This is a genomic window from Flavobacterium phragmitis (assembly GCF_900112575.1).
In the GTDB taxonomy this organism is placed as follows: domain Bacteria; phylum Bacteroidota; class Bacteroidia; order Flavobacteriales; family Flavobacteriaceae; genus Flavobacterium; species Flavobacterium phragmitis.
This window is the reverse complement of sequence record NZ_FOMH01000008.1, coordinates 196,323-220,602: the sequence shown is the minus strand read 5'-3', so window position 1 is coordinate 220,602 and position 24,280 is coordinate 196,323. Positions and strand designations below refer to the sequence as shown.

General features: G+C 34.2%; 15 protein-coding genes. 9 read left to right on the top strand and 6 right to left on the bottom strand.

Going from position 1 to position 24,280, the window contains the following annotated elements; genetic code table 11:
• Positions 1-19: 19 nt before the first annotated feature.
• The 6 genes from BM289_RS15715 to BM289_RS15690 form a co-directional block, all read right to left on the bottom strand.
• The gene (locus tag BM289_RS15715; RefSeq protein WP_091495227.1) at positions 20-895 is read right to left on the bottom strand and encodes an MbnP family protein; all 876 of its coding nucleotides are present in this window, start codon (positions 893-895) and stop codon (positions 20-22) included.
• Between the two features lie 251 nt (positions 896-1,146).
• On the bottom strand, positions 1,147-1,515 hold the full coding sequence (locus BM289_RS15710) for a hypothetical protein (protein WP_091495225.1): 369 nt from the start codon (positions 1,513-1,515) through the stop codon (positions 1,147-1,149).
• Positions 1,516-1,519: 4 nt separating this feature from the next.
• A complete protein-coding gene (locus BM289_RS15705) occupies positions 1,520-3,499 on the bottom strand; it encodes a TonB-dependent receptor plug domain-containing protein (RefSeq protein WP_091495411.1) in 1,980 nt (659 codons plus the stop codon).
• Between the two features lie 4 nt (positions 3,500-3,503).
• Positions 3,504-4,424 (bottom strand): hypothetical protein, encoded by a 921-nt coding sequence (locus tag BM289_RS15700; protein ID WP_091495410.1) that lies wholly within the window; start codon positions 4,422-4,424, stop codon positions 3,504-3,506.
• A 291-nt stretch (positions 4,425-4,715) separates the two neighbouring features.
• Complete coding sequence (locus BM289_RS15695) at positions 4,716-5,087, bottom strand: hypothetical protein (protein WP_244165387.1); 372 nt, start codon at positions 5,085-5,087, stop codon at positions 4,716-4,718.
• A gap of 112 nt (positions 5,088-5,199) precedes the next feature.
• On the bottom strand, positions 5,200-5,649 hold the full coding sequence (locus BM289_RS15690; protein WP_091495221.1) for an isochorismatase family protein: 450 nt from the start codon (positions 5,647-5,649) through the stop codon (positions 5,200-5,202).
• Positions 5,650-6,255: 606 nt separating this feature from the next.
• Here BM289_RS15690 and BM289_RS15685 point away from each other — a divergent pair.
• The 9 genes from BM289_RS15685 to BM289_RS15640 all read left to right on the top strand — a co-directional run bounded on the left by BM289_RS15685 (position 6,256) and on the right by BM289_RS15640 (position 24,212).
• A complete protein-coding gene (locus BM289_RS15685; protein WP_091495219.1) occupies positions 6,256-7,797 on the top strand; it encodes a tetratricopeptide repeat protein in 1,542 nt (513 codons plus the stop codon).
• 293 nt (positions 7,798-8,090) lie between these two features.
• Positions 8,091-8,636 carry an RNA polymerase sigma factor gene (locus tag BM289_RS15680; protein ID WP_091495217.1) on the top strand — a complete coding sequence of 182 codons (546 nt, stop codon included), beginning with the start codon at positions 8,091-8,093 and terminating at the stop codon, positions 8,634-8,636.
• 76 nt (positions 8,637-8,712) lie between these two features.
• The gene (locus tag BM289_RS15675; RefSeq protein ID WP_167365437.1) at positions 8,713-9,765 is read left to right on the top strand and encodes a FecR family protein; all 1,053 of its coding nucleotides are present in this window, start codon (positions 8,713-8,715) and stop codon (positions 9,763-9,765) included.
• Positions 9,766-9,941: 176 nt separating this feature from the next.
• Positions 9,942-13,502, top strand: coding sequence for a SusC/RagA family TonB-linked outer membrane protein (locus BM289_RS15670; RefSeq protein ID WP_091495213.1), 3,561 nt, complete (start codon positions 9,942-9,944; stop codon positions 13,500-13,502).
• Between the two features lie 18 nt (positions 13,503-13,520).
• Positions 13,521-14,879: a RagB/SusD family nutrient uptake outer membrane protein gene (locus BM289_RS15665; RefSeq protein WP_091495211.1), complete on the top strand. Its 1,359-nt coding sequence runs from the start codon at positions 13,521-13,523 to the stop codon at positions 14,877-14,879.
• Positions 14,880-14,890: 11 nt separating this feature from the next.
• Positions 14,891-16,867 (top strand): TlpA family protein disulfide reductase, encoded by a 1,977-nt coding sequence (locus tag BM289_RS15660; RefSeq protein ID WP_091495209.1) that lies wholly within the window; start codon positions 14,891-14,893, stop codon positions 16,865-16,867.
• Positions 16,868-16,891: 24 nt separating this feature from the next.
• Entirely contained in the window at positions 16,892-19,489 is a 2,598-nt protein-coding gene (locus BM289_RS15655) for an alpha/beta hydrolase family protein (RefSeq protein ID WP_143102091.1), read from the top strand.
• Positions 19,490-19,722: 233 nt separating this feature from the next.
• Entirely contained in the window at positions 19,723-22,518 is a 2,796-nt protein-coding gene (locus tag BM289_RS15650; protein ID WP_091495206.1) for a M16 family metallopeptidase, read from the top strand.
• Positions 22,519-23,354: 836 nt separating this feature from the next.
• Complete coding sequence (locus BM289_RS15640) at positions 23,355-24,212, top strand: helix-turn-helix domain-containing protein (RefSeq protein WP_091495202.1); 858 nt, start codon at positions 23,355-23,357, stop codon at positions 24,210-24,212.
• Positions 24,213-24,280: the final 68 nt, after the last annotated feature.

The window sequence follows — 24,280 nt, the reverse complement described above, 5'->3', positions numbered from 1 at the left end:
TCATCCGCGTACTCTTTTTTTAGTTTTCTACAGCAGTAACAGAAAACATTCCAGTAATATCGCTTGATCCGTTTCCGCCTAAATTATCTACAAATTTTGCCATTTGAGCAGCAGTATGAATATTTGGAGTAGCGTTATCATTCATTCCAGTACCAGTTGATAAAGTAATGGTATTGGTTTTACCGCTTAATAATTTATCGAAATCAGCCTGAATCTTAATTTTTGGCGCTTTGCTTCCAACCACTGCATTTGTTGTTAGGTTTAAAGTAATATCTCTATAAGCGTTTACTCCCTGCGTATAACTTGACGGAACATCTTTAGTCCCTTCAACCGTACTTCCTGTATGGATTGACATGGTTTTATTATCAGTACCATAAAAACCTTCAATTTTAGTAAAACGGTAACCGCTTCCCCATTCCCACATCATGGCAGTATCATTTGCACCCGCTAAAGCATAGAAATTAGGAAACCTAACCTGATCTAAAGTATTTTGCTCCGCCTTGATTCCTAAACCAAATTTAATCTGCTTGTAAGTTGCAGAAGGCACATTGCTTAAAACATAACTCAAAGAAGCTGTTTTTGCCTGATCGATTACTGTTGCTCCTTTATCCAAATCGTTTACATTGTACGGCACTTCATCTCCATTGTCTTTTACCAGACGAATATTGCTGATTACGTATTTCAATTCCGAAAAATGGTGTACTTGTCCTGCTGCAGAAGTATTGGCTGTAGCCGAAGTCGAAGCCGCGTTTCCTAAAACAATGGTAGTACTTTTGAAAGTATTATTGAATTCCAACGTTACATTGTTCGCAGCAGGATTGTCATCATTGTCTGAACATGATACGAAAGCCAAAGCGGCAAGAGATAATAAAAGGTATTTTTTAAAATTTTGCATTTTGTGATATTTAAATTTTTGTAATTAATTATGCCTAAAAGATGCTTTTGGTACATCTTTTTCCATTCTAACTGTAAATAATCTTAAACACATAGAAACATAGATTTTATTTGAATTGATAAAGATTAAATAAAAATGACACATCATTTAACACATAGCTATATGTATTGATGCAAGTGAAATGGCTTTTTCTAGACTCCGAAAAACTAGGTTTCTATGTGTTTAAATTAATTTCAATTGAGGGGAATTAATCAGCAAATAGGCGGTGGTACAAAAATTTCGAGACAAGGTTCTGTTTGCCCGGTCTCTTTATATATCAATACTTTTCTGGAATTTATTTCTTTTATAAGGCTGCAGAAAAATCCAATATCTGAATTCAGAACAATGTCAATCTTTTTACTAATGCTCGTTAGTTCTAAATCACTGTTATTATCCGATTTTTCGAGTTCTTTCTTCAAATGACATTTACCATGACATTGTAATTCTGGTTTTGTTTTATTGACACAGAATTCCTTTTCTATACTCTTCTGATTCAGTTTAAAGTGTACAATAATCAATGCCTGCTGGAAAGAAACCAGCAGTAAAAGCATTATCATTGTGAAACTAAAAACCTTTTTCATTTTCTTAGAAATTTAATTTTAAAGAAGTAAAAATATTACGCCCCATTCTTGGAATATTTCCCCAGTCGGCATAAGTGCTGTAATATTCATTTAATAAATTCTCTGCTCCAGCTTGAACAACGGCTTTTAGATTATTGATTTTAAAAGTATAATTGGCTGAAAGATTCCAAATTACGTACGCCGGTGTTTGATCTTCTCCGTATTCCGGACTGTAATTGATTTGCTCAAAATCGCCATTTACAGAAGTCTGGATTCCAAAATTTTTATGCATGAAATGAAGCGAAGTCAGATAACTTAACGGACGAATAAAAGGCAGATTTCCTCCGTTACTATCCACTCCGCGCGCATATGTTACCGTTCCGTTCCAATGTAAATGTTCTAAAATATCGTAACTCACATTCATCGACATATTTAAAAGCGTCGCATAATCCAATGAAGTGTAACCTTTTACTCCAACCGACTGATAATTCATCGGACTTCCCATACTGAGGATTCTACCAATAATATAGTTTTCGATATAGAAATAATTCAGTTTGCCCTGAATGCTTAATCTTTCATTTTTAAAACCAGCAGATGCATTTCCTTCATACGAAATTTCATTTTTCAAATCAGGATTTCCAATGTAATCGTAACGGTCAAAACTATTGTAGATATAATAACCGTAACCTTCAGAAACAGAAGGCGCTCTGTGTCCGTAACCCGTTCCTACAGAAAAATTAAACTGATCGATGTTCAGATTATAACCTGCATGCAAACTCGGTAAAAATCTCGTTTTTTCCTGAGAAGCTCCGGGATGAAAAATCCAGTTGAATTCTACATATTTAGAATAATTGTAATTTACTCCCAAAGAGCCACCCAAATTCACCTGACTTTTCTCTGAAAGATCCCAGGAATTATTCATCGACAGTCCAGCAAAACGAGTTGTAACCCAAGGCCAGCTGTAAGCAAACATGGTTCTTTCGCTTCTATCTTGCGGATACATTCTCATTTCGGCAATAGACAAATTATCGTAAGCATTCAATTGTATTTCAGACGAATAACTATTCTTTTTCAAATTGGCTTTCGAAACCAGACCATAAGTCGTGCTCCAGCCCGGCATATCCATGTGAACCAGATTTTCAGGTCGCGTCGTATCGTCCATATAATGTTCGATTGCATTGAAATAAATCTTAGAATCAATCACTTTTACAAATCCGTCTTCGAATAATTGTTTGTACGAAGCTGAAGTAATTAAGGCACGAGAAAGCGATAAATCCATTGGAAGAGCTGGATAACCTACGTCTTTTGCCATATCAAAAATCGCGTCTACTCTCACAGCAGATAAATCACTTGTTTTATAAGCAAACCCTAATGACGTATTGAACTTTTTATATTGCGAATGTTTAACTTCATCGTTATTTCCATCATCATAATCATCTGCTTTTCGGTACGAAATACTTCCTTCGGCAACAAATTTTTCGCCTGAATAGGCTATGTTTCCAAGATTGAAAAATTGTTTGTTATTGAATTCAAATCCGCTTTGGTAAGCACCGTTCCATTTTTTGGCAAGACCAAAGGGTGTACTTTTTCTTTTTAAATCGATGCTTCCGGCAATAGTAGAACCGTGCAAACTTCCTTCCTGTCCTGATTTTATATCGATTGTCGAAAGGTTATTGCTTTCTACATAAGACGTAATCGGATCCATTTTATCGGTACAAGCGCCAAAAATGTGCATTCCGTCAATAGTTACTGTAGAACGTTCTGTACTCATATTGTTCAACAGCGGTTCCCAGGCATAAGCACCGCGCTTGATAAAACTGATATTATCTGCAGAAGACAAAAATTCATCAACTGAAACCGCCATTTTCATTTGGGTTTCTATTTTCTTTTTGGTCGCATTTTTTACCTGAACTTCTTCTAAATTTTTAATGCTGTCGTGATGTACGTGATGATTTTGAGCCATTGCCGACATTCCTAAAAAAAGAAATAATATACTATATTTCATACTGTTAGAATAAAGTATCAATAAATAATTCACTCTTTACTCCTTCTACTCCAGGCGTAAAATCGGTTGGAACTACGGTTCCTTTTACAATTAATCCGTTTTGGTTCATTAGGATTAAATTCAAAGTCCAATTTCCTGTCATGGTATAATTGACAACACCATGGTACAAACCGTCATTTTGCTGTGTCAAATCCTGATTGTTTGGCGAAGAATGATTTCCCATAGAAGGTTCTGGCATTCTTGGATCCAATTTCAAAGTATAACCGTTTACTTCTGAATACGAAAATTGTGTTGGATCTGGAAAAGTTCCGGCTTGACTTGTCGGTTTATTGTATTTGTAAATACCTGCAATCAATGGATTTTCGGCCACTTTTGGTTTCTGCGGAGAAATTAACGCAATTACATATTGTTCGTTATCCTTTCCCGTAAAAGTGGTCATATTGAGGTTTTTATTGCTCTGCTTTTCAACCGAAATTTCTTTATTGACTTCGTATTTCTGATTGTCAACTTTAAAACTTACATATAATTTCCAGCTATTTGAAACTGCTGTTTCGCTCGTAAAAACAGCATATCCAGAGAAATATTTATTTGTCGCATCATACGATACATTGTATTCGTGCGGACAAGAACTTGAAGTTTCATTAGTACTTAGAATTGGTAGAAAAGTCAAGTCAGAAGCATTTACACTTTGATTGGTTTGTGCATTGATAACTTTTAAATGAAGTTCGTTGTAGCCTTTATAAAAGGTTCCGTTCAAGGCTTCAATGCAAATTTTATAGTTGCCACTGGTTAACGAAACGGCTTCTTTAAACTCATAATATTCTGGAACTTGTGAACCGATTTCAGCTTCATAATCTGTTTTATCGATTGTACAGGAAGTAATCACACCTAATAGTGCCATTACTAAAATTTTAAAAGATTTCATTGGTAATGAATGTTTGAAAAACGTTTTAAAATGCAGCATAAAACCATCCTTCTAGGAAAGTGCAAATGCCGTGAAATTTTAATGCTGTTTTGAATTGAAAATGGATCTAGAGCATTTTCAATTGAAGGAATAAGATCATTTTTTTCTGTATGAAAAAGTAACGCAGATTCAAGTATTAAACTGAATTTCTACAATATTCAAAATATATAGGAAATCCGGAATATTGCCTCTTTTTACATCATTCCAAAAAGAACAATGCCATTAGATTCAAAAACAGAAAATGATCTCGAATTAAACGAGCGGAGGATGAAAAGTAAGATTAGAAGCCTTGATTGGTTTCTTTTCGAACAAAATAGAAGTATTTTCTTTTGATTCGATAACTGGAACTGCATTGATAACAACTTCAGCAGTATTTTGTACATAAACAAGCTCTGATTTCTCTTTTAGGCTGTCCTGCATTTTCTTTTCGTTATCTGAATATTTTTTGATGCTTTTTTGAAGTTCGCATCGACCGTTACAGTTGTTGAAGACTTGTTTACGCTGTACACAAATCGTTTTTGCAATTTCTTCTTGATTGATTTTGAAGGAAGCATAAACGAACAAGCTGCCAAATGATGGCGACAAAATTAAAATGGAAAGTACTATGATGGTTAACCTTTTCAACTGCTTGTTAGTTATTTTGACGGCAAAAGTACATCATTTTTATATTTGTTTTAACTAAATCTGTTTTTTTGTTTGATTTAATTTTAGAATAGAAGCCTTTAAATTTGCTATCTTAAACAATTTCAGCTGTTTTATTTTCTACCAATTGTACATTAAATCCTAAATCTTTGGCTGTTCGTACAGTTGGATCATTGGCCATATCAGCCATCATTCCAACGATAGTTAAATTTTCTATTTGATTGTTTTTCAAATAGTCATACAAATTGGTATCTATAAAACTGTTGGGATTATTTTTAACAATAACCGTTTCATTTTCCAACGGCATAACTTCTTCATAAATTTCTGCTCCATAAGTACCCGAAATAAAGCAAGCAGCATTCTTTTGGATTGCTATATGCTGAATATGTATAATTGTTCTTCTTTTTTTTCTAAAAATATCCAACGTTTTTTTGGCTTTAGCCGCCACTTCATAACTACCGCGAAACTCCATTTTTCCTTTGTAGAAGTAATCGTTTTGTATGTCTAGTAACAATAATGCCGATTTGGTATATTTTCTTTTCATTATGGGATATTCGTTTTTTAAAAATTTTAAAAAAAACTGCTGGTTTCAAGTGCTTCATCCAAAAATCTATCAAATACATCAAAAGCAAATATACTCCGGACCCCTCTAGAGCCTGCCATGAACAGGATTGGTTTAATGTAATTAGGGAATAAATATTGGAGGAAATGGTGCAGCTTTTGTACGAAACCAGCAGCCCAACAAAAAAAAGCTTTAAAACAAAAAACTAATCCTTTCCATTCAAAAACTTAGCTGCGAAACTAGTCATTTGTGAGAGGTGAAAATCGAGCGTCTCTTTACCAATTACGTAATAAGTAAAATATTTTCTCTAAAGATAAAACGTAAATAACTGAATTAAAATGTTTTAAAAATCGACTCATTTTGAAGTTCAAAACTTCAATTAATCAGTTCAAAGTTCATCTATTTGATGCAAAACGTTAAAGACTAATTACACATAAAAATTTAATGTTGTTAATAAAATAAATAGGCCACAATATTTTGAAAAATTATACCTACATTCCCCGTTTACTATACTAAAATTATATTATTAAAACAGAATCTATATTCATAATATAAAACTGTTTGATTTAATTTATAACTAAATACCACATGCAATTAAAAAACACTCTCCTCCTATTTGCTTGTATTCTTTCGTATAGTCTCTGTTATTCGCAGCAGTCATTCGAAAGTATTTATACCGAAACCTATCAGGTTTTGCTAAGTTCAAATCCGAAAAAAGCTTTGAGCAATACTGATTATCTCTATACACTTGCAAAAAACAATACTGACAGAATAAAAACGCGTATGTTGAAGGCGCACCTTTTGTACCAGTACGGAATTAATAATGAAGCAATTAATGCATTAAAACAAGCCGATAGTTTGGCATTGCTGGACAAAGATTATGCTCTTCAAGCTAAAATTTATGGATTTATGGCTTCTCTTTACCGTGAAAGCGAAATTTATGATATTGGGAAAACGTATCTGAACAAAGCCGTTACGATTAGCAAAAAAATCAAGGACGAAAGTGAAATGTATCGTTTTCAGGGAAATTTATCGCAGGAACTTGCTTGTTATGAATTACTGGAATCGAATTATTCCAAAGCCATTTTACATCTTAAAAAAGGAATTCAATTGTTTGAAAAAGCGGCTTCTGTAAGCGATAAAAACTATCAGATTGCCATTAACGACGAACTGATTGCCCGAAACTATCTGGAACTGCATAAAGCGGATTCTGCTTTATATCATTACGAAAAAGCAGCAAAAGAACTGCAAGGATCTTTGTCTTATGACAATCCGTTAAAAGGTTTTATTTATAATGGATTGGCAAAAGTTTATGTTCTCACAAAAGATTATAAAAAGGCATTATTGCATTATAAAAAAGCGGAAGAAATTGCCGAAAAATCGGATTACTCTGCCTTAAAACAAGAGGTTTACAATTCGTTAATGGAATTCTATAAAAAGACCGATTCCAAAAAATATATCACCTACAACGAAAAGAATTTAAAACTAGCCAAAGCTGACAATGACAATAAAAAAGTAATTGCAGACGATTTAATTCGTTCCATCCGAAAAAACCATTTGGACAGTCAGTCTAAATATCAAAAACATAAACTTATTATTATAGGTATTTGCGCTTCTTCCATTTTGACTACCATCGCACTATATATCTATAAGAGAAAACAGGATCATAAAAAAATAAAAGCTTTTATCGAAAATAACAAAGTTGCTTTTACGGAAGAAACAGAACCCGAAATAAAGAAAGATGCTTCCAAAGAATATATGTCTGAGGCGACTGAAAATGCAATTCTGGAAAAACTAAACGAATTTGAAAATTCTCTTTTTTATCTCAACAAAACCTTGTCGCTCAATTCTGTGGCTTCAGAATTAAATATCAACCACCGTTATTTGTCTTATGTTATCAACAAACATAAATCAAAAGATTTTGCGGGATATATTAATGAGTTAAAAATCAATTATATCGTCGATTGCTTAAAAAACGATCCGAGTTATTTAAAATATAAAATAAGTTATCTGGCCGATCAAGCTGGTTTTGCTTCGCACACTCGATTTACTATTACATTCAAAAAAATTACGGGCGTTTCTCCTTTGGCTTTTATTACGTATCTTCAAAATAATAACGATGTGGCATAAATGTTTACAATTTTGAATTTTATTGATGATTAGTTTAAAGAGATTGAATGAGTTAAACTCTTTTTGAGTTTATTTTTACTTTGCAACAATGTTAAGAAAAAGATTATTTCTACAAAAGATCTCTTTCCTTTCATGCTAATATCAACACAATTCCTTCAAACTCATTTTAACAAAATTATCGCCATTATTTTGACCAAAATCTTCAAAATGATGCGAAATATTCGAAATATTATTCAATCAACTGATAAAAGTTTTAGATTTGCTTTAAAAACAATAGCAATTTTATTCCTTAAATGGAGAATACCACATCAGATATTTTATTATGGCAACAGATTAAAAAAGGTGATATTACCGCCTTTGAGAAGCTGTATGATAACTACGCTGACGTTTTACTTACTTTTGCTTTACAATATACTAACGAAACTTCTATCGCTAAAGATGCGATTCACGATGTTTTTCTAGACATTTACAAATACCGAAGCGGTCTTGCCGAAAGTGTCAATGTAAAATCGTATTTGTTTAAAATCACACAGCGAAATGTTTTAAAAAAACATAAAGCCACTCAAAAAACATTTTCATTAAGTACTGACTATGATTCGGTTATACTAAAAGAACTTTCTTTTGAAGACACTTTAATTGAAGAAGAAAACCATCAAGCGCTGAACTCCAGACTGGCTTTTGCAATGGAAGAACTTACCGATAAACAGCGCAAAGCTTTATTCTACAGATTTAACGAAGACAAACCTTATGAAGAAATTGCCTCTATTTTAGGCATTTCTATCGAGTCTTGCAGGACACTGATATACAGGTGTTTGAAAGATTTAAGAAAAAAACTTTAAAAAAAGGTTATTTTTTATGTCTATGTTTTACAAGAGTCGTTCTCTTAGTATTATATACCCCATAAAAAACATCGCCTTGCAAATTAATTTTAATAAAATATCAAACGATGAAAAAGATTCTTTAAAGAATCAAATTCGTCACGGACTAATCGAGCTGGAACAAAAAGAAACCAGACGCAGAAGAAAGAAAAGATTAATCGCCTTTTCTGCAGCTGCGAGCGTGGCACTTTTAGCTGGATTGTTTCTAAACCGAACTCCAGTAAGCAAACCTAAAACAGATTTAGAGCTTTTTGCTGAAAAAGGAGCCACAACTGAATCTAATGAAGACTTAGAGGATATCTCTCTTATTCTGCAAGATCAGAAGACTATTGCTGTACAAGACAGCTCAATCATTAGCTATGGAAAAAATGGCAAAAAAGTTACGGTTGGAGAACAAGCAATCAATACCAACTCCAACAGCGCTTCTTTTAATACGGTTAGAGTTCCTTACGGAAAAAGAACACAAATCGTTTTAACCGACGGAACAACTGTTTGGCTAAATTCAGGTTCGTCCCTAATTTATCCAACTCAATTTGACGGATCGATTCGTGAAGTGTATTTAACTGGTGAAGCGGCTTTTGATGTCGCACATAACAAAGCCAAGCCTTTTTTCGTAAAGACAAAAGAATGTAATGTCCGTGTACTTGGAACAGTTTTCAATGTGAGTTCCTATCCTGAAGATGAAACGGTTCAAACTGCTTTATTGCAAGGAAAAGTCCGAATTACATACAACAAAAAAGGATTGTTAAGCAACAAGGAAATTCAGGAAGATTTAACGCCTGGAATGATTGCTACAATCAATAAAGATCAAAAACAGCTTAAAGTAGAACGAAAAGATGTTGCTTCGATATTATCTTGGAGAGAAGGTTATTTTACTTTCAAAAGTCAGTCTTTGAATACCATTTTAGGCAAACTTTCAAAATATTATAAAATTGAATTTATCAAAGGATCCGATTTAAACCTCGACGCTAATTATTCCGGATCTTTTGCTCTAAATGAAAATTTAAATAATCTGGCTAGTACTTTAGCGAGTATTACCAACAACAACTGTACTGTTAACGCAAACCAAAGAACTATTACAATTAAATAAATAAAAAAATCAATTCTAAAACCACCAAAGCCTATGATATAAGACCAAAAATAAACATATCAACCTTATTTGTAAAAACTAACCAAAAAAAAACCAAAAGATGTTGGAACCATCTTTTGGCATTGTAGAACTGTAGTCAACGCTAATTGACTATCTCTTAAATTCAAAACAAAATTATGAATAAAAAACATAATTCAGAAAAGTATTTTTCTGGACGATACCACTATTACCTATATCTGCTGCTTATGAGATCTGTTACTGCATTTATTTGGATAAGTATGTGTAGTTTATATGCGAACCCTTCTTTAGGACAAAATAAAATACATGTTCGTTTCAAGAACACGCCACTAACCGAGGTATTTTCTACTTTAGAAAAACAGACTAACTATGTCTTCTTCTATAATGATGATGTGCTAAAATCGGCCAATACTATTACATTGGACAAAGACGCAACATTGGAAGAAATCTTAAATAATGCTTTAAGAAGCAACAATTTAACCTTTGACATTATTGACAAACAAGTTGTTGTAAAAAGAAACAAAAAGAAAGCCGAACAGCTGGAATATGACTTAACCGGAAAAGTAACCGATAAAAAAGGTGCTCCACTTGTTGGCGTAAACGTAATTCTAAAGGGAAAACAAAGTTGGGATATTACCAGAAAAGAAGGTGAATATCGAGTGAGAGTTTCTCCTTATGATACTATTGTTTTCAGCTCTTTAGGATATAAAACTGTAACCGTTGCTGTTAATAATAGAAGAATTATCGATGCAACACTTGTACCGGATGTTATGGAATTGCATTCTGTAGAAATTGTAGCTTCTAACGGTTATACCGACCTTCCAAAAGAAAGAGTTACTGGAGCTATTGGTGTAATGACTGCAAAAGAATTGGCAGAAGTTCCAACAGTAGATATTCAATCTAGATTAGAAGGAAAAATGGCAGGTGTAAATGTCGATCCTAGAACGGGTTCTATCAGTGTTCGGGGAACTAATAATTTCAGCGGAACAGGACAGCCACTAATCGTTATTGATGGTTTTCCACAATCAAGAGAAGATTTTGCTTTCTCTAAAAGAGGTGTTCCTGGATCTTCTATTTTAAGTTTCCTTAATCCAGATGATGTCGAAAGCATTACGATTTTGAAAGACGCTGCTGCAAGTTCCATCTGGGGATCGCAGGCTGCAAATGGTGTAATCGTAATTACAACCAAAAAAGGCAAAAAAGGTGAACCAACCATTAATTTTAATACCACGACAAGCATTGGAGAAAAAATAGATTTGGGCAAACTTCGTGTTATGAACACAGCCCAATATATTGATTATGAAAAAGACCTTGTAAATGGCGGATTTGTTGCTGATAATATCTCGAACTGGCAGGCGCTGAACCCAAGTGCAGCACAAGAGATAATGTTTAGACAAAAAAGAGGCCAAATTTCTGTTTCTGAAAGGGATGCGTTGTTAAGTCAGCTGGCACAAAATGATAATTTGGGGCAGATCAATAGATATTTATTAAGAAATTCGCTTACCACTCAATACGATTTATCAATCAGTGGCGGAAACGACAAAAGTTCTTACTATTTGTCTTTAGGATACAATAAGGATCAGGCAGCCATGGTTGGAAATGATTCTAAATCGTATAATATTACCTTGAATAACTCTTTTCAGCTTAAAAAATTCTTAAAGTTAAATACAGGAATCAATTACGTTCCAACAACTTATCAAAGCAATAACGTTGCAAACGAAGCTTTATCAAATGTATCGGCTACCGCTTTGCGCCCTTATGATATGATTGCAGACGAAAATGGAAACGGTATTGATCGTTATTTTCTTTTCAGGCCAGAAGTTTCACAAGGATTTGAAGCAAAAGGATATTTGCCTTGGTCTTACAATTACTTAGATGAGCTTAATTATTCGAATGTAATAACAAAAGGAGCCAATATACGATTAAATGCTAGTTTAACTGCTACAATCACAGATTGGTTGAATTTTGAGGCCGCCGGAATGTATACTTCTATTACGAGCAAAATCAAATCTTTAAATGAACTGGACAGTTATTATACTCGAAACATGATCAATCAGGCTACATCTATTAATACAGCCGGAAAATTAGTTTACGGTATACCGCTAGGTTCTTATTTATACAATACGAGCACGAACAATGACAATCAGAGTATGCGTTTTCAAATGAATATTAATAAGAATTTCAACGAAAATAACAGCTTACACTTTTTAGCAGGCTCAGAAATTAGAGAAGAGCGTCGAGAAGGTTCAAGTCAAAGATATTATGGTTACAATATTGACACTAACTCAGGACAATCTGTAAATCCAACTGTTTATTACACTACCGTTTATGGATGGCAGAGCATTATCGGATCTTCTGACAATAGCATTAGTAAATCAAGAAGCCGTTATTTATCTTACTACGGATTAGGTTCTTACGATTTCATGAACCGTTATCATGTTTCGGGAAGTGTTCGTTTTGATGATTTTAACTTGTTAGGAGCTTCTAGAAAAAATAGAGCTCTGCCTTTATGGTCTACGGGAGCAAAATGGGACATTAATAAAGAATTTTTCTTGAGGGACGTAAACTGGTTAAGCAGTTTAGCCTTTAGGATAACTTATGGTAAAGCGGGAAGTTCGCCTCCAGGAGGATTTGGAAGCCAAAGTCCAGTAATTAGTATTGGATCTGTTGATTTCAACACACAATTACCAACAGCTAGTATCTCTATACCTCAAAATCCTGAAATTAAATGGGAAACAACATCAACCTTAAATTACGGTTTAGATTATGGCTTTTTCAATAATCGTTTAAGAGGATCTATTGATTTATATTATAAAAAAACCAAAGATATTTTAGCAAATCTTCCATTTAACCCAACTTACGGCTGGTCTTTTGTAAATTATAATACCGCTTCGCTCAAAGGACATGGTGTAGATCTATCTCTATCAGGAACTATTGTAAACACCGCTTTTAAATGGAACAGTACTTTTAATTTTTCTTATAATACCAATGAGGTTACCGACTCACGTTATGTGTTAAACAGCACCAATCAGTATTTTGGTTCGTCACCGATGGTTGGAAACAGCATAGGAACTGTATATGCCTACAATTGGGCCGGACTAGATGCAACTGGACAATCTCAGGTATACAAAAAAGATGGGACAATTGTTACATCGACCCAAGGTATTGCTTCAATAGATAAAGACGACCTGAAAAAAATGGGAACTACTTTTGCTCCTTATTTTGGAGGATTTATGAATGATTTCTCTTTTAAAAATTTCAAATTAGGAGTTCAAATAACTTATTATGCAGGACACGTATTTAGAAATACCGTATTGCAAAATTATCCTTCATATTCTGGCGTACAGTCTGGAGCTGTCGCTAAAGACGAGCTAGTAGCTGACAGATGGAGAAAAGCAGGAGACGAAGCTATTACAAATGTTCCTGGCCTTACCAATATTAACTTTAACAGCTTGAACCGTTACCAAATGGCAGATATTAATGTGCTTCCTGCAGACAATATTAGATTGCAGCAGATTTCGTTAGGATATAATGTGCCGTCACAATGGTTAGAAAGAACATTTATTAAGTCACTAAGTTTCAATTTTGCCGCTAGAAATCTTGGATTGCTTTGGGTTAAAAATGATTTAGGAATCGATCCGCAATACTTGTCAAACGCTAATTACAATACACTTGCCCCACAGCGTAATTACTCGTTACAATTTAATTGCACTTTTTAATTTAAAAAACAGATTATCATGAAATTTCTAAAAACCGCATTATATATAATCCTTCCTTTGCTTTTACTAAACTCATGCCGAGATTATGTTGAAGTTGAACAGGTTGGAAATAACAGAATTTTAAAATATACTTCTGATTACAGGGCATTGGCTAACAGCTATAACGATATGACTTCTTCTGGAGGAATCTATCTTATTGCTAATGCTGATGTTGAATTTCCGACAACTTATCAAAACGGAGTAAGTACAATTTGGGCCAACAGTTATACTTGGCAGGACAGAATTTACGATCCTTCTCAGGGCGATTCAGACTGGATCGGATTATACAAAGCAATTTATTACAGTAACGTAATCCTAGATGGCGTAATGAGCAGCCAAAAAGGAACAGATGCTGAAAAAAAAGAAATCTATGCTGAAGCTTTTGTGCATAGAGCGTTTGCTTACTTGCAGCTAGTAAACACTTACGGACCTCAATTTGATCCAGCTTCTGCGAATTCAGAAAAAGCTGTGCCTATTTTATTGAAACCTGAACTATTTTCTTCATTGGACAGAAGCACTGTTGCTCAAGTTTACGATCAAATTATATCCGACTTAAATACTGCTTTAGCAAATGGCATTCAGAATGACCCTCAATTCAATGTGCTTCCTTCAAAAAGAGCGGTTTATGCATTACTTGCTAGAACTTATTTATTGATGGGACAATATCAATTGAGTCTTGAAAATGCAGAAAAAGCTTTACAGATGCAAAATGGCCTGATTGACTTAAAAACATTTGCTTCTGGCTACAGTTATCCTGTTCTGATTCAGAATCCTGAAGTAATATTTTCTAAAACTTTACTCAATACCTACAATAGAGCTCCTTTGTCTCCTGATTTATTAAGCAGTTTTGGAACAAATGACTTGCGCTACGATTATTATACAATTGCCGGTAATATTGCCATCTCTCCTACTTACACAGGAAGAGGATTTGGAATTGCGACTTACAGCAATACAAACGGTATAAACGTTGGAGTTTCAGTGCCAGAAATGTATCTTATCGCTGCAGAATGTTACGCGCGAGGCGGACAGCCACAAAAAGCAGTTGATTATTTAAATATCTTAAGAGCTAAACGTTTTAAGACAGGAACAGCTTACAGTGTTACTGCAGCAACAAACAAGGAAGCTTTGGATTTGGTTTTAACTGAAAGGCAAAAAGAATTTATCGGACGCGGATTCAGATGGTTTGATCAGCGCCGCTTAAATTTAGATCCGACTTATCAGAAAACTTATAGCCGAGTTTTCAAAGGCCAAACCTATACCCTAGCTCCAAACAGCGACGGATATGTTTTCCCAATCAATCAAAATTATATCGATCTAAACCCTGAGTTAGGGAAATAAAAAAACGTACAATGTTTACAAAAATTAAAAATATCAAATTATTGGTATTGGCGTTCTGCGCCTTTACCTTACAGGTTACGAGTCAAGAAGTTAAATCAAGATTGCAAGGAATGGTAGACATTCCGATTCCTGGAGCAACTTTCAGCATGACTTATAATCCAAAAGGTGGGCCACTAGAAAACGTTAAGAATATCAGCGGTTATGCTTATGTTTTTAATGATTACAGATGGGAAATTGAAGATCTAAAAATGAAAAAAAATGGCGCTGTTTACAGCGCCGATTTTACAGTTCCAAAAAACTGTGCTTTTATGGCTTTCAAATTCTATGGCAATACCGAAAACGGATTAGTTACCGATACAAATCAGGATGCAGGATATATGCTGGTGGCTTTTAAAGAACCAAAAGTAAAAATGCCGGGAGCAGATTTGGCTTGGGCGACTTTTAGAAACAAAGACTTTAATGGTCAGTTTGGCGGTTACTTCAAAGATTTTTCTATTGATGGCGATGCTACAGAATATTGGTTAAAAAAGGAAGTTTCAGCCAACGGAAATAGATTTCCTGAGTTTTTTGATACTTATTTCCAAGTTTTGAAAGTACAAAAACCAGAAAAATTTCAGGAATTAGGAAGCAAGTTTTTAGCCGACTTTACAAAAAACATGAAAAGTCTTCCAGAAGAAGTGTACACAAAAGTGCATCATATTTATTTATTCGATTTAAAAAATAAAACTAAGGCCGATTCTCTTGAAACTGTAATCACAAAACAATTTCCTAAAGGAGCTTTTGTAAGACAAAAAGCATATCAAAAGATTATGCCCATTGCAGATGCTGGAGAAAGAAACAAAGTAATGACACAGTTTTTGGCTGATTTTCCATACAGCTCTGAAGTTCCGCCATCTCAACAGTACTTTTATGATAATATCACAAAAATGCAGTTTGGTTATTATTTCGAAACGAAAGATTACAAAACCATTTTGGCTATGATTCCAACAATGAATTTTGCTAATTTAAATGATGCTTACCACCAGAATATTTCTAAAGCATTATACTTAAAAGTTGTAGATCCAGCGGTTATCGAAACTATGGCAGTGCCAATGATTCAGCAGATGCAGCAAAAAGTAAACGATATGTCTTATATATCAGGACTTTATTGGTCTCCAAATCAGGCCACTGAAAATGCAAAAAATCAGCTTAACAACGAATTAGTGATTCAGATTCGTATGTACGATATTTTGAAAAAATACAAAGAAGTTTTAGAAACTTTTGATTTACTTCCTTTCGAAAAACGTTACGAAAAAGCAAGTATCAACGATATCCACATCAAAGCTTTAGAAGCATTTAATAAACCAATTATTGAAGTTTTGAAAAATGCGGCAAGAGCCAATACTTTATCAGAAGGCGCAACAGCTAAGCTGAAAGAAATCTATTTAAAAGAAGGTAAAAAAGAAGCTGATTTCCCTGCTTATTTAGAGCAGTTGAAAAAAGAAAACAAAGCGGAAGAAAAAATCGCCCTGATTGATATTGCAGCTCCTGCAATCAAAGTGCAGTCATCTGATGGAAAAACAAAAGAATTGGCTTTAAACAGCGGTAAAATTATCGTAATCGACTTTTGGGCAACTTGGTGCGGACCTTGTAAAAAAGCTTTCCCAGCAATGCAACAATTGGTAAACAACTTTAAAGATGACAAACAAGTTGAAGTGTATTTTATCAGCACGCAGGAAACTAAAGAAGGCTATAAAAAAGAAGCTTTGGCTTATCTAAAAGAAAAAGGCTTAAAAATCAATACATACTTTGATTTGGTTAAAAAAGGCGGCGGCACAAACAACGCTTCTTTTGGCCAATATGCCAAAATTTTTAATTCAAGCGGTATTCCTAGAAAAGTGGTGATTAAAGACGGAAAAATCCGTTTTACATCTGAAGGATATTCTGGAAATCCAGGACAATTAGTAGATGAACTTACAAATGTCATCAATACTTTGAAAAACGAATAATTGCTTTTTGAAAATCAAAAAAATATGAAAAAAATAGTTTTACTATGTGCACTCGCTTTGGGTGCACATAGTTTATCTGCACAGAAAAAAGCAGTAGACGAATCGGCATACCAATCGTGGCAGCGAATTAACAGCAAAGCTTTATCCTACAATGGAAAATGGATGTTGTATAATACTGTTTTTCAAGATGAAGAAAAAGAAAACAAAAAGCAAATCATTATTCAGGAAGCTCCAAAAGGTAAACGATTGGTGCTGGAGAATATCAGTGATTTAAAGTTCATTGGAAAAAAAGACTGGATTCAGTACAGCAAAAATGACAGCACGCTTTTGCAGAATTTAAAAACAGGAGTTAAAAAACTTTGGAAAAGCAAGCATTACACAAATGCACTTGACGGAACCGATTTCCTGTACTACACTCGCCCTGAAACTCCAAAAGGAAAATTCTTCTTGCAGCGTTTGGTTTGTTACAATTTAGAGAGCAATGACAGTACTTTTGTAAGCAACATTAAGTCGTCACGTTTTTTAAAAAACAAATCAATTGTTTATGTGCAGATAGAAAAAGATCAAGTCTTTCTAAAACATGGAACAATTGGCGGAAAACAAGAAACTATTTACAGCGGAAAAGCTTCTGATTTTGGCGATTTTCAAATAAACGATAAAGAAAATGGCGGCAGTTTTACTTTGAAAGGCAATAGCAGCTCCGATTTTAATGTGGTTTATTCTTTTAATCTGAATAATAATTCTACAAAAATTTCATTCAACTATGATGATATTAAGTTAGGCGAATCTGGTTATTCGATTTCAAAAACAGCATACGGATTAAACGAAAACACTCGTTTTATAACGCTATTAGTAAATTCTAATAAACGTCCTGAAAATACACAGATTGCAAAATCGAATATTGAAATCTGGAGATCAAATCAGGGAACTATGGAGCGCAGACAGGAATTACTAAGAAATACGAAAACGCTTCCAAGTGAACAGAAATTTATTTATGACATTCAAAATAAAAAAGTAATCAAAATTGCTTCAACAGGTGAATTTGATCAAGTTTTAATTCCAGAATCTGGAAACTTCAAAGGTGTTTTTGCCATTGATAAAAAACCATATGCTGTAGAAGTAGATTGGACTTTTAATGAACGTAACGATGTATATTGGATTGATGCTTCGACAGGAAAAACTACCAAATTACTTAGTGGAATTTTCGGAAGTCCCACTTGGAATCCGCAGGGAACTTTTGCTGTTATGTATGATGAAAAGCAAAAGATCTGGACCGTTTTCGCTACCGACTCTATGCAGTTTAAAAACATTAGTTCGCAAATTCCTTACTCAGTTTCTGATGAAAATGTGGACATGAAATCGGCTTATAGCGCATACGGAATTGCAGGCTGGCTAAACAACGGAAATACAGTAGTTCTTTACGATCAGTTTGATTTGTGGGCAATCGATCTTACGAATCAGAAAAAGGCTTATTCGCTCACGCAAGGTTACGGAAGAAAAAACAATGTAGAGCTTCGTTATAATGAAACTGGCTTTATAGGAGATTTGGACACTAAAAAATCAATTACTTTCATAGGTTTTAATATCAAAAGCAAATCAAAAGGAGTATATAAATTAGCTAATAATAGTACGATTACAAAAGTATTTGCTAATGCCGATTATAATGTTCGAATTGAAGCTGTTTCTGGAGATAATTCAAGTGTATTATTCAGCAAAGAAAGCTATACTATTTTCCCAGACTTATGGTGGTGCACTGCTAATTTTGGTTCACAATCTAAAATGACAGATATAAATCCGCAACAAAAAGATTATGCTTGGGGAACTGCAAAAATATTGACATGGAAAAGCTTTAACGGAAAAGAAAACCAAGGAAACCTTTATCTTCCAGACAATTACGACAATAAAAAAAAATATCCCGTAATTGTTCATTTTTACGAAAAACATACCACCGATTTTAATGCATATCAGCTGCCAGAAGTTAGTTCTTCAAACATTAATATTCCTTCATATTTAAGCAGAGGATATATCGTTTTTCAGCCAGACGTTCATTATGTTTATGGTGATGTTGGAAACAGCGTTTACAATGATGTCATGAGCGGTGTCGAATATTTAATTGCAAATGGTATTACTGAAAAAGGTAAGATCGGAATTCAGGGACACAGTTTTGGAGGTTACGAAACTTCCTTCTTAACCACTAAAACAGATCTTTTTACTTGTGCAATTGTAGGTTCTGGCGTAAGCAACTTTACTGCCAATTATCCTGTTATGAGATCCAATGGAATTTCGACTATGTTTAAATACGAAGCCGATCAATATCGTATGGGAAGTTCAATGCACGATAACCTTGACGGATACATCAAAAATTCGCCTTTATTTGCTGCAAAAAACATTAAAACACCTATTTTGATTTTCCATAATGATAATGATCGCGCAGTTCCTTATCAAGAAGGACAATCTTTATTCTTTGCACTTCGTCGTTTAGGAAAACCTGCTTTATTGGTAAACTATAAAAAAGAAGGACATACCTTAGACGATGCCAGCAATAGAAAAGACTGGACACTCAAAATGCAACAGTATTTTGATTACTACTTAAAAGGTGCTACAAAACCAGACTGGATGTAATTACAATGCCTTTAAATTAGACACTGATTTTGCTGATTCGCTATCACGAAGACGCGGATTAAACAGATTTTATTTTTGAATATGTTATCTGTGTAAATCCGCGTTTTCGCAGGGCGAATCCGTTTCATCCGTGTTCCATTACAGCTGTTTTTGAAGACAAATGAAACAGCAGGGACTTCTTATATCCTATTCCAACTAAAATTCAATCAAAAAAAGAACAATAAGGATCAACAATGAAAGCAAAATTAATTTTAGCGCATTTCCTATTTCTGGGTTTAACTCAGGTTTCTGCTCAGTTTAAAACTACTTTTCCACTGCCCAAAGAAGTGGCTCATGGAACGCTTAAAAATGGAATGCAATATTTCATCATGCACAACGAATGGCCAAAAGACAGAGCCGATTTCTATTTCGTGCAAAATGTTGGAGCGATTCTAGAAAACGACGATCAGGACGGATTAGCTCATTTTCTGGAACACATGGCCTTTAATGGTACAGAACACTTTAAAGGAAAAGGAATTATCAATATGCTGGAAAAACAAGGTGTTTCTTTTGGAAAAGACATCAATGCTTACACGGCTTATGACGAAACCGTTTACAATATCAGTAATGTTCCTGCAGAAAATAAAACTTTGTTGGATTCTTGCATGTATGTATTGCACGATTGGTCAGGTTATTTACTTTTGGCCGACAACGAAATTGATGCCGAAAGAGGCGTTATTCGTGAGGAATGGCGCACCAGAAGAAATGCAGATTACAGAGCCGGAGAAAAAATAGACAAAGTCGTTTTTCAAGGTTCTAAATATGCCAAACGAAATGTAATCGGAGATTTGAATGTCATCAATAATTTCAAATATCAGGTTTTAAGAGATTATTACAAAAAGTGGTATCAGCCTCAAAACCAAGCTGTCATTATTGTTGGAGATATCGATGTGGCGTTAATCGAGAAACGCGTTAAAGAGATTTTCGGTTCGATACCTACTCCAAAGAAAATCAACAAAAGAGAATACGAAAAAATTCCGGTGCAAAAAGAAAATCGCTATGTTCTGGCTACCGATAAGGAATTACAGCGCTCAGGGATTTCACTGTCCTATACCAGACCAAAACCTTTAGTGCAAAACGAAACTGAAATGACCAAAAACATGCAGGAAAGCCTTGCCATGCAGTTAATGAATATTCGTTTTGGAGAATATATCTTGAATAATGAAACGGCTGCTTTATCTTTTGGAATATCTAATAGCAATCTTTCCAGATTAGACAGCAAATTTTCATTGAATATTGCCCCTAAAAAAGTCATGTTTTTAGAAGCTTTTTCAGAAGCGTATAGAGAATATGAAAGAGCCATTCAAAACGGCTTTACACAGCAGGAATTAGACCGCTTGAAAACCAAAATGCGTAGCAGTTATGACAATCGTCTGGCAAATAAAGATAAAATCAGCAACGGATCTTGGGCAGAACAATTTCAGATGTATTTCCTAGAAGCCAATCCAGTTATGACAATGGATCAAGAGTACAAATGGATGAACAGCTTCTTAGATAAAGTTACACTCGAGCAGGTAAATGCCGCCTTTAGAGCTTTAGAGCCAAAACAAAACTTAATATTATCGGTTTCTGCTCCAGAAGATGCTGCAACGAAATTTCCTGAAGCAAATGATTATTGGAATGCGATGAAAACCATTTCAAACAGCAAATTGGAACCATACAAAGAAGAAGAACTTACAGCTTCATTGGTAAAAGAGCAATTGACAGAAAAAGCGATTGTAAAAACCAGCGACATTAAAGCTTTTGCGAATACGAAACAATATACTTTGGCCAACGGTGCAAAAGTGATTATTTATCCAACCACATTAAGCAAAGACCAGATTTTGTTTTCGGCTTACAGCGCAGGAGGAAATTCGCTTGCAGACTGGCAGGATCTTCCGTCAGCTCAGATTGCTACTGGTGTGGCTTCATATTCTGGTTTAGGAGATTATAAGTTTACCGATTTAAAAAAGAAACTAACTGGTAAAACAGCTACCGTGAATCCATATATTGGAGGCTTGTATGAAGGTTTTAACGGAAGCAGCAATAAAGAATCTTTGACAACTTTGTTACAGCTCACTTATTTATATTTTCAGCATCCAAGATTTGACGCCAATACTTTTGACAAAATTAAAGAGCAGTACCAAAACAAACTCAACAATGCTCACAATAGCAACGAAAAAGCATTAAGTGATACGATTTCGGTTTTAAACAGCAATTATAATAAACGCAATTGGTTATTGAATCAAGACTTCATCAATGCTTTTGATTTGAATAAAGCAAAGAAATTCTACACCGAACGTTTTTCTAATGCAGGAGATTTTACTTTCCTTTTCGTAGGAAACATCTCTGAGAAAGATATTGAAGTAATCAATACCTATTTAGGCAATATTCCATCAAGCGAAAAAACAGAAACATACGTCGACCATAAAATTTATATGAAAGACGGAAATACTGAAAAAACAATTTTCAGAACGATGGATACGCCCAAAACGACTGTTTATCTTCATTTAGAAAATAAAGATGTAACCTATTCTAAAAAGAACAAAATTCTGAGTTTCATGGTTTCGGAGTGGCTGAAAAAACGTTATTTAGAAACCATTCGTGAAGAAGAAGGCGGTAGTTACGGAGTTCAAGTTGGAGCCAATTTATCGCAATCCCCTTCTCCATTATACTCTTTAGAAATCAATTTTGACTGTAATCCGGACAAAGCAGATGCGTTGATAAAAATCGTTCACGCAGAACTAACAAGAGTACAAACAGAAAACATTCCTGCGAATATGCTGGAAGACATTAAACAATCTATAATCAAAAATTATCAGGAACAGATCAAAGAGAACAGTTATTGGCTGGGTGCGTTGACTTCTTATGTCCGTAATGACGAAACACCTCTTGATATGGAACTTCTTAAAAATACACTAAGCACGATCACTGCAAAAGATTTAAAAGAATTTACAGTAAATGCTTTGAAAAAATCTAACAGCGTACAAGTGCTCATGAAAGCAAAGTAAGAATCAATTTTAACCCCATTTTTAGTTTCAGGGTTTAAAATATTCTTATCGATTTTTTTATTTTTTTTATTTTAATTAGTTTTTAAAGGCTGTCCACAAGACAGCCTTTATTGTTTTAATACGAAACGCTTTGTAAAATATGAATCGAGCCTATGGCTCTCCAGTTTGGTGGCCATTTTTTCAAACCGGATTAAAATCCAGCCCTACAAAATGGTTCGAGCCTAGCGGCTCTTTTATATACTTGACTTAAAATCTAATTGAACTGTTTAATCAGATTCTTTAGCAATGACAAATAATGTAACAAGCCATCGTTATTAAATTAATCTATCAAAACAAATTGATAACAATCAAAGAAATTCCGTAGAAATGGAAAAATATTGTAGCAACGGATTTTAATCCGTTGAATAAATTGACCGCAATCAAATGAGTTCCATAGGAACGGCTCATTTCTCCACAAAATAGGAATCGAGCTTACGGCTCTTTAAATTTGGACGTGATTTTTTTAACCGGATTAAAATCCGGCTCTACAAAATAGTTCGAGCCTAGCGGCTCTTTTATATACTTGACTTAAAATCTAATTGAACTGTTTAATCAGATTCTTTAGCAATGACAAATAATGTAACAAGCCATCGTTATTAAATTAATCTATCAAAACAAATTGATAACCATCAAAGAAATTACGTAGGAATGAAAAAATATTGTAGCAACGGATTTTAATCCGTTGAATAAATTGACCGCAATCAAATGAGTTCCATAGGAACGGCTCATATCTACATGAAATACGCAATTTTCCTTATATTTGAGAAATAAAACTTCCAAAAAAAGCTCCATAGAAAATGAGCAAAATCGATACCTATTCACTCGAGCATCATAAAAGCCTGTTTACAGACGAAAACCACAACAAAGACTATTTTTATGTACAGATTGAAGAGCATCCGTACATTGATATTCCGTATCGGGCTGAAAGTTATGCGATTGAATTTCTGAAAAAGGGAAGCATTGTATTGCAGACACGATTAGATAAAATCGTGATTGAAGCTCCAGCTATGCTTGCGCTTGGGCCAAATGTCATTCGAAGTTTCAGCAAAAACAGCGAGGAAATTTTAATGGATATTATTTTTTTTAAACCTAAGTTTTTTCTCGAAACGCAAACCAATGTATTTTTTCTTTCTCAATATGATTTTTTCGAAAACAGTGCAATGCACGTATTTCCTTTGGAGAAAAAAAACAAAACCAAATTCGAACAGCTTTTTAATTTAATCGAGGAAAATCTTCAAACAGATCATTTTCATCAGGCTTCTATTCTTCGAAGTTATTTGTATGTTTTGATATTTGAACTGGATTCGATGAAACAAAATCTGCCGCAAAGGGAAGGTCAGAATCCGTTGTTTGAAAGATTTAAAGCACTTTTGGTAAAAGATTTTATTCAACATCGTTCTCCGTCTTATTATGCGGAAAGTCTAAATGTGACGCGAAAATATCTTTCAGAAGTGATTAAAAATAACAGCGGTAAAACGACTCGTGAATGGATTGATGAAATGATTATTTTGGAAGCCAAAGTACTACTTCAGAATAAATCATTAACGATTAATCAAATCAGTGATATCTTGCATTTTTCGAACCAGTCTGTTTTTGGCAAATTCTTTAAAAACTACACAAAGCTTTCTCCTTTAGAATATCGAAACAGTATTTAGAAAACCGACTTTCTGACCAACATTTCAGACTTCCTTCCCTTTTCTTGCCAAACAAATAAGTGCAGTTT

Excerpts from the sequence above, each read along its gene's own strand:
- BM289_RS15690 (WP_091495221.1), bottom strand. The coding sequence starts at position 5,649 with ATGAAAAGAAAATATACCAAATCGGCATTATTGTTACTAGACATACAA.
- BM289_RS15670 (WP_091495213.1), top strand. The coding sequence starts at position 9,942 with ATGAATAAAAAACATAATTCAGAAAAGTATTTTTCTGGACGATACCAC.
- BM289_RS15650 (WP_091495206.1), top strand. The coding sequence starts at position 19,723 with ATGAAAGCAAAATTAATTTTAGCGCATTTCCTATTTCTGGGTTTAACT.
- BM289_RS15685 (WP_091495219.1), top strand. The coding sequence starts at position 6,256 with ATGCAATTAAAAAACACTCTCCTCCTATTTGCTTGTATTCTTTCGTAT.
- BM289_RS15700 (WP_091495410.1), bottom strand. The coding sequence starts at position 4,424 with ATGAAATCTTTTAAAATTTTAGTAATGGCACTATTAGGTGTGATTACT.
- BM289_RS15640 (WP_091495202.1), top strand. The coding sequence starts at position 23,355 with ATGAGCAAAATCGATACCTATTCACTCGAGCATCATAAAAGCCTGTTT.
- BM289_RS15705 (WP_091495411.1), bottom strand. The coding sequence starts at position 3,499 with ATGAAATATAGTATATTATTTCTTTTTTTAGGAATGTCGGCAATGGCT.
- BM289_RS15665 (WP_091495211.1), top strand. The coding sequence starts at position 13,521 with ATGAAATTTCTAAAAACCGCATTATATATAATCCTTCCTTTGCTTTTA.
- BM289_RS15660 (WP_091495209.1), top strand. The coding sequence starts at position 14,891 with ATGTTTACAAAAATTAAAAATATCAAATTATTGGTATTGGCGTTCTGC.
- BM289_RS15680 (WP_091495217.1), top strand. The coding sequence starts at position 8,091 with ATGGAGAATACCACATCAGATATTTTATTATGGCAACAGATTAAAAAA.
- BM289_RS15715 (WP_091495227.1), bottom strand. The coding sequence starts at position 895 with ATGCAAAATTTTAAAAAATACCTTTTATTATCTCTTGCCGCTTTGGCT.
- BM289_RS15655 (WP_143102091.1), top strand. The coding sequence starts at position 16,892 with ATGAAAAAAATAGTTTTACTATGTGCACTCGCTTTGGGTGCACATAGT.
- BM289_RS15710 (WP_091495225.1), bottom strand. The coding sequence starts at position 1,515 with ATGAAAAAGGTTTTTAGTTTCACAATGATAATGCTTTTACTGCTGGTT.